The 15,027-nt window shown below is 40.6% G+C and carries 15 protein-coding genes; 8 read left to right on the top strand and 7 right to left on the bottom strand.

Annotated elements, in window-relative coordinates; all coding sequences use genetic code 11:
- Positions 1 to 18: 18 nt before the first annotated feature.
- The gene (mgsA, locus tag OW157_RS01970; protein WP_268751654.1) at positions 19 to 474 is read right to left on the bottom strand and encodes a methylglyoxal synthase; all 456 of its coding nucleotides are present in this window, start codon (positions 472 to 474) and stop codon (positions 19 to 21) included.
- A gap of 110 nt (positions 475 to 584) precedes the next feature.
- Between mgsA and racE the strand changes: the two genes are divergently transcribed.
- From racE to OW157_RS01955, 3 genes are read left to right on the top strand one after another with little or no spacing between them, the layout of a single operon-like run.
- Positions 585 to 1,388, top strand: coding sequence for a glutamate racemase (gene racE, locus OW157_RS01965; protein WP_268751653.1), 804 nt, complete (start codon positions 585 to 587; stop codon positions 1,386 to 1,388).
- A 5-nt stretch (positions 1,389 to 1,393) separates the two neighbouring features.
- Positions 1,394 to 2,020, top strand: coding sequence for an XTP/dITP diphosphatase (locus OW157_RS01960; RefSeq protein WP_268751652.1), 627 nt, complete (start codon positions 1,394 to 1,396; stop codon positions 2,018 to 2,020).
- A complete protein-coding gene (locus OW157_RS01955; RefSeq protein WP_268751651.1) occupies positions 2,001 to 2,504 on the top strand; it encodes a metallophosphoesterase in 504 nt (167 codons plus the stop codon). Before OW157_RS01960 ends, OW157_RS01955 begins: the two co-directional genes overlap by 20 nt.
- A 77-nt stretch (positions 2,505 to 2,581) precedes the next feature.
- Here OW157_RS01955 and OW157_RS01950 read toward each other — a convergent pair whose 3' ends face one another.
- Positions 2,582 to 3,433, bottom strand: coding sequence for a mechanosensitive ion channel family protein (locus OW157_RS01950; protein ID WP_268751650.1), 852 nt, complete (start codon positions 3,431 to 3,433; stop codon positions 2,582 to 2,584).
- A 155-nt stretch (positions 3,434 to 3,588) separates the two neighbouring features.
- Here OW157_RS01950 and OW157_RS01945 point away from each other — a divergent pair, with 155 nt between their 5' ends.
- The 3 genes from OW157_RS01945 (at position 3,589) to OW157_RS01935 (ending at position 5,941) form a co-directional block, all read left to right on the top strand.
- A complete protein-coding gene (locus OW157_RS01945) occupies positions 3,589 to 4,107 on the top strand; it encodes a DUF948 domain-containing protein (RefSeq protein WP_268751649.1) in 519 nt (172 codons plus the stop codon).
- An 18-nt stretch (positions 4,108 to 4,125) separates the two neighbouring features.
- Positions 4,126 to 4,647 (top strand): YtxH domain-containing protein, encoded by a 522-nt coding sequence (locus OW157_RS01940; protein WP_268751648.1) that lies wholly within the window; start codon positions 4,126 to 4,128, stop codon positions 4,645 to 4,647.
- Positions 4,648 to 4,936: 289 nt separating this feature from the next.
- The gene (locus tag OW157_RS01935; RefSeq protein ID WP_268751647.1) at positions 4,937 to 5,941 is read left to right on the top strand and encodes a substrate-binding domain-containing protein; all 1,005 of its coding nucleotides are present in this window, start codon (positions 4,937 to 4,939) and stop codon (positions 5,939 to 5,941) included.
- Between the two features lie 65 nt (positions 5,942 to 6,006).
- Here the strand turns inward: OW157_RS01935 and OW157_RS01930 are convergent, their stop codons facing one another.
- Positions 6,007 to 8,490, bottom strand: coding sequence for a transglycosylase domain-containing protein (locus OW157_RS01930; protein WP_268751646.1), 2,484 nt, complete (start codon positions 8,488 to 8,490; stop codon positions 6,007 to 6,009).
- A 124-nt stretch (positions 8,491 to 8,614) separates the two neighbouring features.
- Between OW157_RS01930 and OW157_RS01925 the strand changes: the two genes are divergently transcribed.
- Positions 8,615 to 9,517 carry a diacylglycerol/lipid kinase family protein gene (locus OW157_RS01925; protein ID WP_268751645.1) on the top strand — a complete coding sequence of 301 codons (903 nt, stop codon included), beginning with the start codon at positions 8,615 to 8,617 and terminating at the stop codon, positions 9,515 to 9,517.
- Positions 9,518 to 9,585: 68 nt separating this feature from the next.
- Positions 9,586 to 10,317: a YebC/PmpR family DNA-binding transcriptional regulator gene (locus OW157_RS01920; RefSeq protein WP_268751644.1), complete on the top strand. Its 732-nt coding sequence runs from the start codon at positions 9,586 to 9,588 to the stop codon at positions 10,315 to 10,317.
- Positions 10,318 to 10,635: 318 nt separating this feature from the next.
- Here the strand turns inward: OW157_RS01920 and OW157_RS01915 are convergent, their stop codons facing one another.
- Genes OW157_RS01915 through OW157_RS01900 form a run of 4 tightly spaced genes read right to left on the bottom strand, consistent with a single transcriptional unit; the run spans position 10,636 to position 15,027 of the window.
- Positions 10,636 to 11,253: a V-type ATP synthase subunit D gene (locus OW157_RS01915; protein WP_268751643.1), complete on the bottom strand. Its 618-nt coding sequence runs from the start codon at positions 11,251 to 11,253 to the stop codon at positions 10,636 to 10,638.
- Positions 11,253 to 12,668: a V-type ATP synthase subunit B gene (locus OW157_RS01910; RefSeq protein ID WP_268751642.1), complete on the bottom strand. Its 1,416-nt coding sequence runs from the start codon at positions 12,666 to 12,668 to the stop codon at positions 11,253 to 11,255. Before OW157_RS01910 ends, OW157_RS01915 begins: the two co-directional genes overlap by 1 nt.
- 12 nt (positions 12,669 to 12,680) lie before the next feature.
- Positions 12,681 to 14,447, bottom strand: coding sequence for a V-type ATP synthase subunit A (locus tag OW157_RS01905; protein ID WP_268751641.1), 1,767 nt, complete (start codon positions 14,445 to 14,447; stop codon positions 12,681 to 12,683).
- The gene (locus OW157_RS01900; RefSeq protein ID WP_268751640.1) at positions 14,434 to 15,027 is read right to left on the bottom strand and encodes a V-type ATP synthase subunit E; all 594 of its coding nucleotides are present in this window, start codon (positions 15,025 to 15,027) and stop codon (positions 14,434 to 14,436) included. Before OW157_RS01900 ends, OW157_RS01905 begins: the two co-directional genes overlap by 14 nt.

The following is a 15,027-nucleotide window of genomic DNA, read 5'->3' as shown; positions in this document are numbered from 1 at the left end:
TCAAGACGTGATGAAAGCCTAGTCGCGGTCAATATCTCCATGGGCAAGATTGGCCCGAATATCCTTGTTAAGACTTCCATGTTCATAGTTAGGGCGCCAGTCCATGAAGCCAGCCTCTAGCCCCCGTACTAAGACTTCAGCGGTACCGATATTAGTGGCTAGGGGCACATTGTAAACGTCACAAAGTCGAATTAATGCGTTGACATCAGGTTCATGGGGCATGGCTGCAAGGGGGTCACGGAGGAAGATGACTAAGTCCATGTCATTTTCTGAGACAGCAGCACCAATTTGTTGGTCTCCTCCCAAAGGCCCAGATTGAAAACGATGAACATTTAACTGAGTATTATCCATAATTTTTTGGCCAGTGGTTCCAGTGGCATAGAGCTGGTGCTTAGCCAAAATATCTTGGTAGGCCGTCGTAAAATCAACCATTAAAGCCTTTTTTGAATCGTGTGCAATGAGTGCAATATTCATAAGCTCCTCCTTTAAAGCAAGCTGATTGAGTCGTTTTTCATAAGTTGTTTTGATATAATTATAGCATATTGGCCTTGAAATAGGCGCAACATGACATTGGAGGTATTGACATGTCAGGAGCCATTGGAATATTAGATTCGGGAGTTGGTGGGTTGACCGTCTTTAAAGAAGCCATGCGTCAGCTACCTAATGAGTCTTTGATTTATATAGGAGATAATGCACGCTGTCCTTATGGGCCGAGAGAGGCGAGTCAAATCTTAGAATTTACTGAGGAACTTGCTCAATTTCTGTTAAGCCAAGGCATTAAAGTACTAGTCATTGCATGTAATACAGCTACAGCCGTTGCTTTGACTTATTTACAGGACCATATGCCTATTCCAGTTTTGGGTGTCATTAAGCCGGGAGCTTTAGCCGCCAATAAGTATAGTCAAACTGGACGGATTGGTTTAATAGCGACAGAGGGAACCGTAAAATCAGGTTATTATGAACGAATTCTTTATAAGAAAAACCCTAATCTCCAAGTCACTGCTTTAGCTTGTCCTAATTTTGTGTCCTTAGTGGAGAGTCATGATTATAAAAGCCCACTAGCCAAAAAATTAGTCCACCAACAACTGCAAGGTATGCGGCGGGCCAAAGTGGATACCCTGATTTTAGGCTGTACACATTTTCCCTTATTGGCGCCTATTATTCAAAAAACGATGGGATCTGGTGTTGGTTTAATAGACTCAGGTAAGGAAACTGTAGCGGACCTGGCTTCAATCTTAGACTATGAAGATTTGACGGCTGAAGAAGCGCAAAGACCCCAGTACCATTTCTATACAACAGGATCGACTGAATTATTTGATGAAATTGCCAGTGAATGGTTAGGCAGAAACGTAAGTTCCAAGCATATCGATATAGCAGAGAAAGGATGAGTGTTGTGGTGAAAAAAGTAGTGATTGCTACTAGTAACCCAGGTAAAGTAACTGAGTTTGAGCAAATGTTTGCTGAGTCTGGAATTACAGTAGAAAGTTTATTAGACCATCCTGAAATTGGTGATATTGCCGAAACAGGGCAAACTTTTGCAGAAAATGCTGCTATTAAAGCCCAAACAGCAGCCAAATTTTTAGGCTTACCAGTGATTGCCGACGATTCGGGTTTAAGTGTTGATGCCTTAGATGGTGCCCCAGGAATTTATTCAGCCCGATATGCGGGCTTGGAAAAAAATGATCAAGCCAACCGAGAAAAATTATTGCGAGAATTAAATGATGTTCCAGTTGGCAAGCGGCAAGCCCATTTCACCTGTGTCTTAGCCCTTGCGGATGGTCAGGGACAATTAGTAAGGGACTATAAAGGGCAATTAGCAGGTGAAATTCTGATGCAAGAAATTGGCGATAACGGCTTTGGTTATGATTCCTTATTTTATGTTCCTAGTAAGGATAAAACCACTGCCCAAATGACTGCCGAAGAGAAAGCTGCCATTTCCCATCGCGGTCAAGCCTTACGCCAACTCGCTGCTGACTTCAACGAGAAAGGAAGTGTCCTATTTGCAAATATTGATTCTTAGTGACAGCCATGGGGACAGTCAAATCTTAACGGATTTAGTTAGCCGTTATAGTGATCAGGTGGATTATTATATTCATTGTGGTGATTCCGAATTATCTGACCAAGACACTATCTGGAATCTCTATACCACTGTTCAAGGCAATATGGATTTTTATCCTTTTGCGACTGAGGCAGTCTTAGACACTGACCAAGGGAAAATTGTCATTGTCCATGGCCACCTCCACCAAGTGAAGCAAGGGGACCAGACATTAGTGTCCTTAGCCAAAGAAAAGCAAGCAGATATTGTTTGCTATGGTCACACTCATGTGATGGATTGTCATGAAACAGAGGGTGTTTTAATAATTAATCCTGGAAGTATTCGCCTACCAAGAGGAGAATACCCAAAACCTTCTTATGCCATTTTAACTATAGATAAAGCAGGAAATAAATCAGTGGCCTTCTATAATCGGGATAATAATTTAATTCCAGAAGACTATTGGCAATAATTGAACAATGAAAAGCGCTAGCTCTTGTGGTAGTTTACACTCAGATCTAGCGCTTTTTTTATGATTTAGTTGTTTAATTATTTAGGAGTTATGGTGGAAGGACTTACTATAAGCGGTTGGTTGATATGATTTTTAGCCAGGGTATGAGTGAGTAGGGCGTAGTAATAAGGTTCGACATCCCATTGTTCATCGTTTTTACACATAAAGCGAACGCGGTAAATTAACCGCCCCTCACTATCACGAGTCACCCCATAAAAATTCGGTTCTTGAACGAGATGGTCATTAGGTAGGCTGGCAGTAACAGTGTCTTTAATTAATTGATCCAATGCTTCCATGTCAGTCGTGGGATCAATCATTAAATCAATATCAGCTCGACGTGGTAGGCGAGAATCATTGGTAACATTTTCGATATTACGATTAGGAATGAAATGGACTGCCCCATTAAAATCACGCAAAACAGTTGTTCGGATACCAATATTTTCAATGGTGCCCGAATAATCATTAATTCTAACATCTTCACCTACATCGAATTGCCGTTCTACTAGAATGAAAATGCCATTGACCATGTCAGTCACAAAACCTTGGGCTCCAAGACCAATCGCTAAGCTGGCCACCCCGGCCCCAGCTAAGAGAGTGGCTACAGGAACGCCAATAATGGCTAATAAGGAGTAGGCGAGTAAGAAGTAGTAAGAGTATTGGATGATATTGAGCAAGAGTTTTTTAAGGGTGAGGCGACGGTAGAGCGAGCCATCAACCGCTTTGGTTTTATCGAAATAAGCTTCTACCAAACGACTCAAGATCCGTTTTAAAAGCCATAAAATAATAACAGTCATAATAATTTGGATGGTGCGTAAGAGTATCGTTTCGATGACCGCTGAAAAATCAATGGATTGAAAATAATTAACTAAAGTTTGACGAATATATTGCATATATCTTATCCTTTCACAATTTTAATGTTAGTTTACCAAAGATTGGAATAATTTGTTAGCTTAACGAATTATCTTTTGTAATGCCTTTCAATTAATGTTACTATATTCTTATAAAAAATATCTAATGATAATTAGGAGAAGGATGTGATGAGCGAATGACATGGGGCCAAGTTGCTGGTTTGATTGCAGCCGTTGCCTTTGCTGCGCTGGTCGTTTTTATTATTCTATTGTTACGGCAACTCACCAAAACAATTTCTGAAGTAAGTAAAACGGTCGAAGAAGCCAATCAAACTATTGCGGTACTACGTAAGGATGTCGATGGCATTTCTATCGAGGCACAAGGCTTACTCAATAAATCTAATGTTTTATTAGATGATATCAATGGTAAGGTTTCCCATACCGATCCTTTGTTTAAAGCTATTGGTGATATTGGGATTACCGTTTCTGATGTCAATGATTCAACCCGCGATTTAGTGTTGAATGTCACCAATACTGCCAATACAAAGGTTGATGACGTCAAGGCCAAAATGACCAATGATAACCAAGAAGACGATCAAGACAGTCAAAAAGTTAGGGTGTCAGGGATCGAAAAAATTGGTAAGTCAGCTAAAGCAATGACCAAAAGACGGCAAATTCGTAAAGCAAAAGAACACTCTAAATCAAAATCATTTTAATAGAAAGAGGGATTAATTATGGGTAAAGGAAATACAAGTTCATTCTTATTAGGAGCAATTATCGGGGGAGCATCTGCTGCAGTGACAGCTTTATTATTCGCACCAAAATCTGGTCGTGAATTGCGGGCAGACATTAACCAACAAGCTGAAAGTTTACGTGAGACAGCTATGGATTATGCGGATATCGCAGCTGAAAAAGGAACAGTTATCCGTGACACAGCAACAACAGCGGCAGACGATATTCGCGCTAACTTACGTGAAAGTGCTGATAATTTGAAGGTACAATTAAATGAAGTATCTGATGTGGCTAGCTCGGAATATCAAGTGGCTCGTGAAGAAGTTGAGAAAGCTTACCAAGACTCTAAAGAAACAGCCAAAGACGCTTCAAAAGAAGCTGAAGCAGAATTAGCAGATGGTAAGAAACAAGCAGAAAAAGCCAATGAAAAATCTAAAACTACTGCCCAACCTTTAAAAGCAGATGCCGACAAAGTGGCTAAAGATGTAAAGGCAACAGCCAAAGATCATAAAGAAAACAAATAATTACTTATCATTCCTAAAGAGGTTGGCCTAATGTGCTAGCCTCTTTTTGTATTGATTACCTTAGTCTCTGCATAAATTTTATTGCGATATTATCTTAGCCAAATGATGATTTCGTTTCCAGTAAGAAAGGTAACCGATTAAAAAAACTTATTCCTTGCAATTTTTATTTTCTCCTGTTACACTATGAAAGTTGATGAAAACAGAAAAGACTGTGAAAGGAAACGCTTGCACCTTTTCTGTTCGCGTGATATATTAAAATCAAATCATTGTGTATTGGAGATGTTAACTTATGGAAAAACAAACGGTAACAATCTATGATGTTGCCCGTGAAGCTGAGGTTTCAATGGCCACAGTGTCACGTGTTGTTAATGGAAATTCAAATGTTAGACCGGCGACTAGAGAACGTGTACTAGCAGTAATTAAAGAATTAGACTACCGTCCTAATGCTGTCGCTCGTGGTTTGGCCAGCAAAAAAACCACTACAGTTGGTGTAATCATTCCTAATGTTACAAACCTTTTCTTCTCTTCTCTAGCTTTGGGAATTGATGATGTAGCTTCAATGTATGATTACAATATCATTTTAGCTAACGCGGATTCCAAGGATCCACAGAAGGTTTTAACCTCAATCCTATCTAAACAAGTTGATGGTATTGTTTATATGGGACATTATTTACCTGATCAAGTGCGTGATGAAATGGAACGTCGGTTGACACCTTTTGTCTTGGCCGGTTTATCAGATGATCAAAGTGACATTGCTTCAGTTAATATTGACTATACGGCTGCTTTCAAGGAAATGGTAGGGCGTATGATTGATAAGGGTGCTAAAAAAGTTGCCTTCTTAGCAGCAGAACCTTATTTTGATAACAATACTGACCGTTTTGATGGCTATAAACAAGCACTTGAAGAGGCAGGTATTGCTTTGGATGAAAACTTACTCTTCAAGGTTGAGGACACCCGTTTCAAAAACGGTGATGACGTAGCCAAAGATATTTTGGCATCTGATGCTGACGCCTTGGCCGTTGTAGGAGACGAACTAGCTGTCACTGTAAGTAACTACCTAATTGACAATGGGGTTAAAATTCCTGAGGACTTCCAAGTGGTTTCATCTAACAACTCACCATTAGTTGACCTAGTTAGACCACACTTAAGCTCTATTAAACCGCCTCTATACGACATTGGAGCAGTGTCTATGCGTATTTTAACGAAATTAATGGGTAAAGCTGACGATGACGAAGAAATTGAAAATAAAGTGACCTTGGATTATCAAATCAATGAACAAGGTTCTACAAAATAATGGGTTAATAACCTAAAAAAGCCGCCTATTGAAATAGGCGGCTTTTTTTATATATCATTTAAGCTTTAATTACCTAAGTTTTGACGGGCGCGTTCATTCTCAGCTCGTCTTTCTTGGTAATTATTACGCACACGATTAATCTGCGTTTCTGTTTGTCCATTACCAGGGTTACGATATTTTTCTAGAGCTTCGACTAATTCATCTAATTTACCACCAATGGCATAAGAGAAGTTAGCTTCTCTTGGACTCATATCGGCTGGAAAGAGATCAGTAGTCATTTCAGCAGAATTTGGAATGGTATAAGAGCTACCGTAAGGTCCTTCAAATGACCCTGGCAGGGTACCCGTATCAGCAACAATAGTTTCTTCATGGACACCTTCTGGCTCTTGGTGCATCTGATTGGCGCCCATTAAGTCAGGGTATTGTGCTCCAAGGTTATTCATGAGTTGAATCCAATAATTGGCATGGCGGCTATCAGGCATACCATAGACATCTGATGGGGCATCATCACCTAAATTTCGTGATTGGGTTAGATTGTCATAACCAATCCAAGAGGTTAGGGTGACACTTGGCGTCGAACCAGATACCCAGAGGTCACGGTTATCTTCTGATGTTCCTGTTTTGATGAAATAATCAAAACTTGTGTCTAATTGCCCATTGAACCGTGACCAAGTGCCTGATGTTAGCACATCCCTTAACATATCGCCTACGATATAAGCTGTATCAGGTGAGAAGGCTTGGACAGGTTGCCCTTGGTGACGGTAAATTTCATGGCCATTGCTATCGGTGATGGCTTCAATCAGATAAGGTTGGATGTATTGTCCCTGATTAGATAGACTGGCATAGGCACCAGCAAGTTCCACTACGGTTGGACCAGTAGAAGTGCCTCCGACCGACAAGGCAATATTTTCAAATTCGTCATCAGCAATAGCATTATTTAATCCTAAGCGTTGGGCATAAGATTGAACATCTACCCCCTGATTTAATAACTCATTATAGAGATAAATGGTTGGATTGTTGAGGGAATTAGCTAATGCTTGACGGGCTGGAATAAAGCTGTGAGAAATGTTTTGACCATAATTGCTTGGTTCCCAGTATGTCCCGTCAGCTTGTTTGGCTTTCATATAAGTATCTGCCAATGGTGTGGCTGGGCTTGCAAGGCCTTCTTCAATAGCAGGTCCATAAGTCAGTAAGGGTTTAAAGGTTGATCCTGGTGATCGCCGTGATGAAAAGGCATGGTCAACTTGGCTGATATTAAAGTCTACCCCACCAACAAAACCAATGATTCGACCTGTGGCATTTTCAATTAGGACAGTACCATTTTGGACGGGTTCAACGACTTCGACTTCTTCGCCGGTTTCAGGATCATTTTGACTAGAAGTATAAGTTGGTCCAAAGGAAGTATAGGCATTTTCTATATTGGCATTCATGTCATTGTATATGTCTAAGTCAATACTAGATTGGATAGTCAAGCCATTGTTGCGTAGCATAGAATCGGCTTCTTCCATATAGCTAGCATATTGTTCATCTGACAAGTTGGCTGCTTCTAAGTTAGCATTACTAAGAAGATAATCAAACAACAATTGTCGGGCTTCCCGTTCAATGGCTTGGTAGAGGAAGGATGAGCGTTCATCGTCATCTTCGTCTTCCAATTCGCTTTCTTCTGTCTCAATAAAGTCTTGACGGACATCATAGGCCATGGCTTGGTCGTAATCTGATTTGGAAATAATGCCTTCTAGGTACATCCGATTGAGCACTTCTTTACGACGCTCTAAACCTGCTTGTAACTCGGCTTGGCTTTTTAAACTACCGTCTTGTTGGTAAGGCGTGTAAGCGTAAGGGTTTTGTGGCATTCCTACTAGATAAGCCGCTTGGGCTAGGCTTAATTCATCAGCGGACACACCGAATACTCCTTTGGCAGCTTCTTCTATCCCTGCAATATTTTCTCCCTTGTTATTACGACCATAAGGAGAAATATTTAAATAAGATTCTAGAATTTGTTCTTTGGAGAAGAACTGTTCTAAACGCAAGGACAGTAAAATTTCCTTAGCCTTACGTTCCATGGATACCTCATTGGTTAATAAGCGTTGTTTAACTAATTGTTGGGTAATGGTTGATCCTCCTGAAGAGGCACCAGAAGAAGCAAATTGGGACACAAAAGCCCGAATGATTGCTGAAGGAACTACACCATTATGGTGGAAGAAGTTTTCGTCTTCAGTGGCGACCAAGCCGTTAACAACATCCGCGGAAATGTTAGCAAGTGGCACATTAGTTCTGACTAAGTCTGTCCGTAAGGTGCCGATTTCTTCTCCTTGGTGGTCAGTGAGATGAGAGCGTTCTTCTACATTATTGATAGTGCCAGCAAATTCTTCCTGGCTGGGGACGGGCATATCTTCAACCAAACCTACAAAGTAACCTACACCCAGTCCTAAGCCTAGTAAAGCAGATAGACCCAGACCTAAAGCGGTGAGTCCTAAAAAACGTTTAAGTACCTTAAGAAAAACATTGACAGAAAAAAAGACTGATTCTTTATTTTCTCTATTCGCCATAACAAAAACCTCAAATTTCTTCTCTTATCTAAAGACAAATTTAATAATTAACGGTATCATTATATCAAAGAATACTGGGAGTGACTATTACAAACTTCTAGAATTACTGGAGGAGGAAAGTTTTATGAGTGGTTGTTTACTAGTGATTAATCCTAGTTCAGGTAAAGAAAATAAAGATGGGTTAAGTGAGAAGATTTCGGCTATGCTCTCTAAGCATTTCGATCGTATAGAGCTACGTTATACAGAAAAAGCAGGAGATGCGGAAGCCTTTGTTGATTTAGCCAAAGATTTAAATATGGACACCTATTTTGTTGTTGGTGGTGATGGTACCGTAAATGAAGCCATTAACGGTTTAGCCAAGATGGAAAATCCTTTAAAATTTGGCTTTTTGCCAATGGGTACTGTCAATGATTTAGCACGTGCCTTAGGAATCCCATTGAAACTTGAAGACGCATTAAGCGCTTTGGAGCATATCACTTGGCAGCCATTAGATGTTGGTCAAATTAATGACCAATATTTTATGAATGTTGTTGCCTTGGGAGAGATTCCTTACGCAGTAAACCATACATCGAGCGAAGAGAAGTCAAAATTTGGCTTTTTTGCCTACCTGAAAGATGGCTTCAATGCCTTAATTAATGATGAGGGTCAAACCTATCATATTAAGTTAGATGGGGAAGAGCTTGATGCTATTACCACAGAAATTATCCTGGTGGCTTTAACCAATAGTGTGGGCTCAGTGGAACAGATGGTGGCTGATGCTAGAGTAGATGATGGTTTGTTGCATTTATTAGTATTAAAGGATACTAATGCCTTAGAAATTGGTCAAGAGGCCTTGCAGAATTTATTCGATGGAAATGTCTCACAGGCCAATAATGTGAGCTATTATAAGGGACAGCACATTGAAATTACTAGCGATGACAAATCAGATGATATTGAGTCTAATGTTGACGGGGACCCAGGTCCGACTCTTCCCTTGGAGTTAAGTATTTTGCCAAGTAAGCTTAAAGTGATGGTGCCAAAAGCATAAATTGCTATAGGTCTAGTCTTTTGCTATAATGGTAAGGTGAATTTTACATTAGGAAAGAAGGTATTGTCTTGTCTGGACATAATAAGTGGAGTAAGATCAAAAACAAAAAAGGGGACGCTGATGCCAAGCGTGCTAAAGTTTTCCAAAAATTATCTCGAGAAATTTATATGGCGACAAAACAAGGAGGCCCTGACCCTGACTCAAACCCTTCCTTGCGTTTGGTAATGGACAAGGCGAAGTCCGCCAATATGCCTAATGATAATGTCAAACGGGCAATTGACAAGGGCTCTAGTTCTGCTGGTGGTGAAGACTATGCTGAAATCACCTATGAAGGTTACGGTCCTGATGGGATTGCTGTCTTCGTGGAAACCTTGACTGATAACAATATGCGGACCTTAACTAACGTACGGACCATTTTCAATAAGAATGGTGGTAGTCTAGGAGAATCTGGTTCTGTGGCCTATATGTTTGATCGTAAAGGTTATTTCGCCATTGAACGTGAAGGTTTAGATACCGACGAAGACGAAATGTTTGAAGCTGTTATCGAAGCTGGTGCAGAAGATTTACAAACTTCTGATGAAGTTTTTGAAATTTATACTGAAGCCGAAGACTTTGCAGATGTCCGTGATGCCTTAGAAGAGCAAGGATTCAAGTTTGCGACTGGTGAATTAACTATGGTCCCTAAAACTAAAATCCCTTTACAAGCTGAAAATAAAACACAATTTGAAAGCTTAATCGATAAATTGGAAGATGATGATGACGTGCAAAACGTTTATTACAATACAGATATTGAAGACTAAGCTTGCTAAACAAGGTAAAGCAAGTCTAGTTATAGAGGCTATGGTGATAGATCCTAGCCTCTTATTTTTTGATAAAATTTATCGTTGAGTTGGGCTTTGCAAAGCATGACTGACATGCCTTTCCTAAAATCTATCTGACGGTTGGTAGCCATCTTTCGAGTTTTAGTCTAAGACTGTTGTTCTTAAGGACTTTTGCCACATTCTTTGGTCGAACTTGCAATCACAGGTCCGTCCCCTTAATGTGATTAACGCACATCTTATTATTATAAAAGAGCCAAGGCCAATCCATTAACTATGGACTGGCTTTGGCTCTTTAGTTTAAGAATTTAAAATCCGTTTTACGACTTTAAGCCGGGTAAATTCTTCCCGTTCTTTTTCTTCTAGGGCAGCAGAAATTTCCTTTTGAGCAGTTTCTAGCTGCGGGATAGTTACATTTTGCAAGGCGTTGACCCGCTTTTGTGTCTTTTGCATATTGTTAGCTAGCCGGTAGGCGGCATTTTCAATTTGAGCTAATTTGATTTGTTTTTCATTTACTTTGGTGAAGGCCATTCGCGCCTTATCCATGGCTAATGATAAATCAAAGAAAGAATAAGCAGGTAAGAGCATTTGTTCTGGGTAACGGAGCTCCGGTACTTCAGATCCCATAATGGAGCGCACTTTGACTTCTAAATCATTGGATTCTGGAATATCTTCTGCGGCTTCATGGACACTTAGCATTCCATTATCGTAAGTTGCCATAGCCAAGTAATGATAGGCCTCTTGATAGGCAGTTTCTAGGTCTTCTTGTGCCTTCTGGGCTTGGTCAACTAAGGAGACAAGCTCATTCATCAGAATCATCCGTTTACGGTCCATTAATTGATAGCCGTTTTTAGACAAGTCTAGAGTCTTTTCAATCTGCATCAAGTTCCCCTTGGTAGGAGCGCTATTGATGTCCATTAGTCTTCACCACCTTGTTCAGGAGATGTTTCTTCTGAAGGCTCTTGGTCATAGTATTTGCTGAGAATATCGGTATCCATTCGTGTTAACTCATCTTTAGGGAATTGACGCAGTAGTTGCCAACCGATATCTAAGCTTTCTTTGATTGACCGTGTTTCATCAGCGTCTTGGCCGACAAATTCTTTTTCAAATTTGTCACCAAAGTCGAGATAAGTACGGTCAATTTCAGATAATTCTTCTTCTCCGATAACCGAAGCGAGACTCTTAGCTTCGGCTGCACCTGAATAAGCGGCAAAAAGTTGATTGGCCACATCTCCATGGTCCTCACGGGTATAACCTTCACCAATCCCATCCTTCATCAAACGGGATAGGGAAGGGAGAATCCCAACTGGTGGGAAAATATTCTTACCTTCTAGGCTACGGTCTAATACAATTTGACCTTCTGTAATATAACCTGTTAAGTCAGGAATTGGGTGGGTGATATCATCGTTAGGCATAGTGAGGATTGGGATTTGAGTGACTGATCCTGGGCGATCAGCGACAATCCCTGCCCGTTCATAAATCGTCGCTAGTTCAGAATAAAGGTAACCTGGGTAGCCTTTACGAGAAGGAATTTCCTGTTTAGCGGATGATACTTCACGCAAGGCTTCACAGAAGGACGTCATATCAGTTAAAACAACCAAAACATGTTTACCTAGGTCATAGGCTAGGTATTCTGCAGTCGTTAAGGCAACACGTGGGGTGATTAACCGTTCCATTACTGGATCATCAGCTGAGTTAACAAACATCGTCACATGGTCTAAGGCACCTGATTCTTCAAAGGACCGTCTAAAGAAATCGGCCACATCATGTTTTACCCCCATAGCTGCAAAGACAACAGCAAACTCTTCATCGGAGTTTTCACCTAGTTTGGCTTGTTTGACGATTTGGGCGGCTAATTCATTGTGACTCATCCCATCACCAGAGAAGATTGGTAATTTTTGGCCCCGAATCAGGGTCATCAACCCATCAATAGCAGAGAACCCTGTTTCAATATAGTCTCGTGGATAAATCCGTGACACTGGGTTCAATGGTGCACCATTGACATCACGTTTAATGTTGGAGTGGATAGCGCCTAGACCATCGATTGGACGACCAATCCCATCAAAAATACGACCTTGAATTTCCGGTGACAATTCGATTTCCATACCGTGACCTGAAAAAATTGTATGGGTATTATTTAAAGACATAGAGGTAGTTGAGTCAAAAACCTGAACCATGGCTTTTTCACCTTCGATGGCGATAACTTGACCGATTTTTTCTTCTGAACGATTGAAACGAAACCGTACGATTTCGTTGTATGCAGCTCCTCGGACCCCGTCAACAACAACTAAGGGGCCCTCGATGGAGTCTAATCCTAAATATTCGATTGCCATTTATATTCCTCCTTAGCCATTTTCTTCCATTGCTTTTTCATAGAAGGCATCGATTGCTTGATAATAGTTTTCAAAGACCGCTTGATCATCATTAGCAACATCAAATTTCATATTAATCACCTTATTAAAGATATCTGATTTACTAATATATGACATCGGCATACCCCATTGTACTAATGTTTTGGCCCGGTGGTGTAGGTAAAGAATTACATGGAGCATTTGGGCTTGCTTAGCCATAGGAACAGTGGCATCAATTTTGTGGAATGATGCTTGTTGCAAGAAACCAAGCCGTAAGACTTTAGCTGTTTGTAAGACCAGTTTTTGATGGTCAGGTAAAATATCGGGTCCAATCAATTTAACGACTTCCATTAATTGGTCTTCTTCATGAAGTAGAGACACCATTTCAGCCCGATCAGCCACAAAGTCTTCAGAGATATTTTTATTGTACCAATTACTTAAGTCACCAACATATTGACTATAAGAATTCATCCATGATACGGCAGGGTAGTGACGTGCGTGAGCTAGGTTCGAATCAAGTCCCCAGAAGCAACGCACAAAACGTTTAGTATTTTGTGTCACTGGTTCCGAGAAGTCTCCTCCTTGAGGGGAAACCGCACCGATAATAGAGACTGAACCTTCTGAATGGTTGAGGTTGTGCATGTAGCCCGCGCGTTCATAGAAAGTAGCAATTCGACTTGCCAAATAAGCAGGGTAACCTTCTTCAGCAGGCATTTCTTCTAAACGACCAGACAATTCACGTAAAGCTTCAGCCCAACGTGAAGTAGAGTCTGCCATAATGGCCACATCATAACCCATATCACGATAGTATTCAGCAATCGTTAAACCAGTATAAATTGAAGCTTCCCGCGCTGCTACTGGCATGTTAGAGGTATTAGCTATAAGGACAGTCCGTTCCATCAACGGAGCGTTTGAACGAGGGTCAATTAACTTAGAAAAGTCTTCAAGTACTTCAGTCATTTCGTTGCCCCGTTCGCCACAACCAATATAGATAATGATATCAGCGTCGGCATACTTAGCAATTTGATGTTGCATGGTAGTTTTTCCTGTACCAAATCCACCCGGGATAGCAGCTGTTCCTCCCTTAGCAATTGGGAAAACAGAGTCGATAATACGTTGTCCGGTTAGTAGGGGAATAGTTGATTCATAACGTTCAGCCACAGGGCGAGCTTGACGGATAGGCCATTCTTGGTAGGCCTTAATTTCGGTCAAACTACCATCAAAATGTTTTACCTTGACTAAGGTATCATTGACTGTGTAGTCCCCATCACTAACCACTTCAACGACTTCACCCACAACTTGAGGGGGGACCATCACTTTATGAGTAACGGCATTTGATTCAGGAATTTCAGCGATAACCACCCCGCCTGATACTTGTTCTCCAGTTTTGACTTTCATTGTCACTGGCCACTTTTTATTAGTATCTAAGGCAGCCACGTTGATTCCGCGTTTGATCATGTAACCGGATTGTTTTTCAATTTCTTTTAGGGGACGTTCAATCCCGTCATAAATATTATTGATAAGACCTGGTCCTAATTGCACTTTCATCGGCATTGAAGTACCAACGATGTCTTCGCCAGGGGTAAGCCCCGCTGTTTCTTCGTAGACCTGGATGGTTGTTTCCTCATCTGAGATGGCGATAACTTCACCGATAAGTTGGTCGTGACCGACATACACCATTTCTTGCATGGAGAAATCAGTAGGGCCAGCAACTTTAACAATCGGACCAGAAATCGCATGAATTTGACTAGTTGCGTTCACTAGCGTCTACCTCCTTCAAGATAAAATTTTCTTCCTCATTGGCTAGAAGAGTGGAAAAAGAATAATCCACTAGGATATTGCGGGCAGTTAAAACCCCTCGAACACCACCAATGAAGTCACGGTCAGACACTTTAATTGTGCCCTTATTAGGTGCCAAGAGTGTTGAAGCTAGTTCTTGGTCTTTGGGGTCAACATAAATGACATAATCTTCTTGACCAGCAAAGTCTGCAATACTAGTAATCATGGCTTGTAGTTGCTCATGGTAGTCTGATTTAGTCATATAGTCCTTGATTTCATTACGGAAACGTTCAAATAGAGATTTCTTTAATTTCTCTTCTTCAACAAAAAGATCTCTTTGTTGTTTGATTTGTGTTTGGGAGATTTCTTTGTTGATTTCCTTACGTGTATTGGTTTTTTCATTTTCCAAACGTTGGCTATAATTTTTTTGCAGTTTTTCTTGATAATCATCAAAATCTTTTTGCAAAGTATCTTGGTATTGACTGATTTGCTGATTAATATTGCCGTTTGCTTCTTTCATGACTTGCTTGTCAAAAAAAGCCAGTTTTTCTTCGAGTTCCAC

It is taken from the genome of Aerococcus kribbianus, assembly GCF_026805545.1.
Taxonomy (GTDB): Bacteria; Bacillota; Bacilli; order Lactobacillales; family Aerococcaceae; genus Aerococcus; species Aerococcus kribbianus.
The sequence above is the reverse complement of the archived record's forward strand: the minus strand, read 5'-3'. Positions and strand labels throughout refer to the sequence as shown.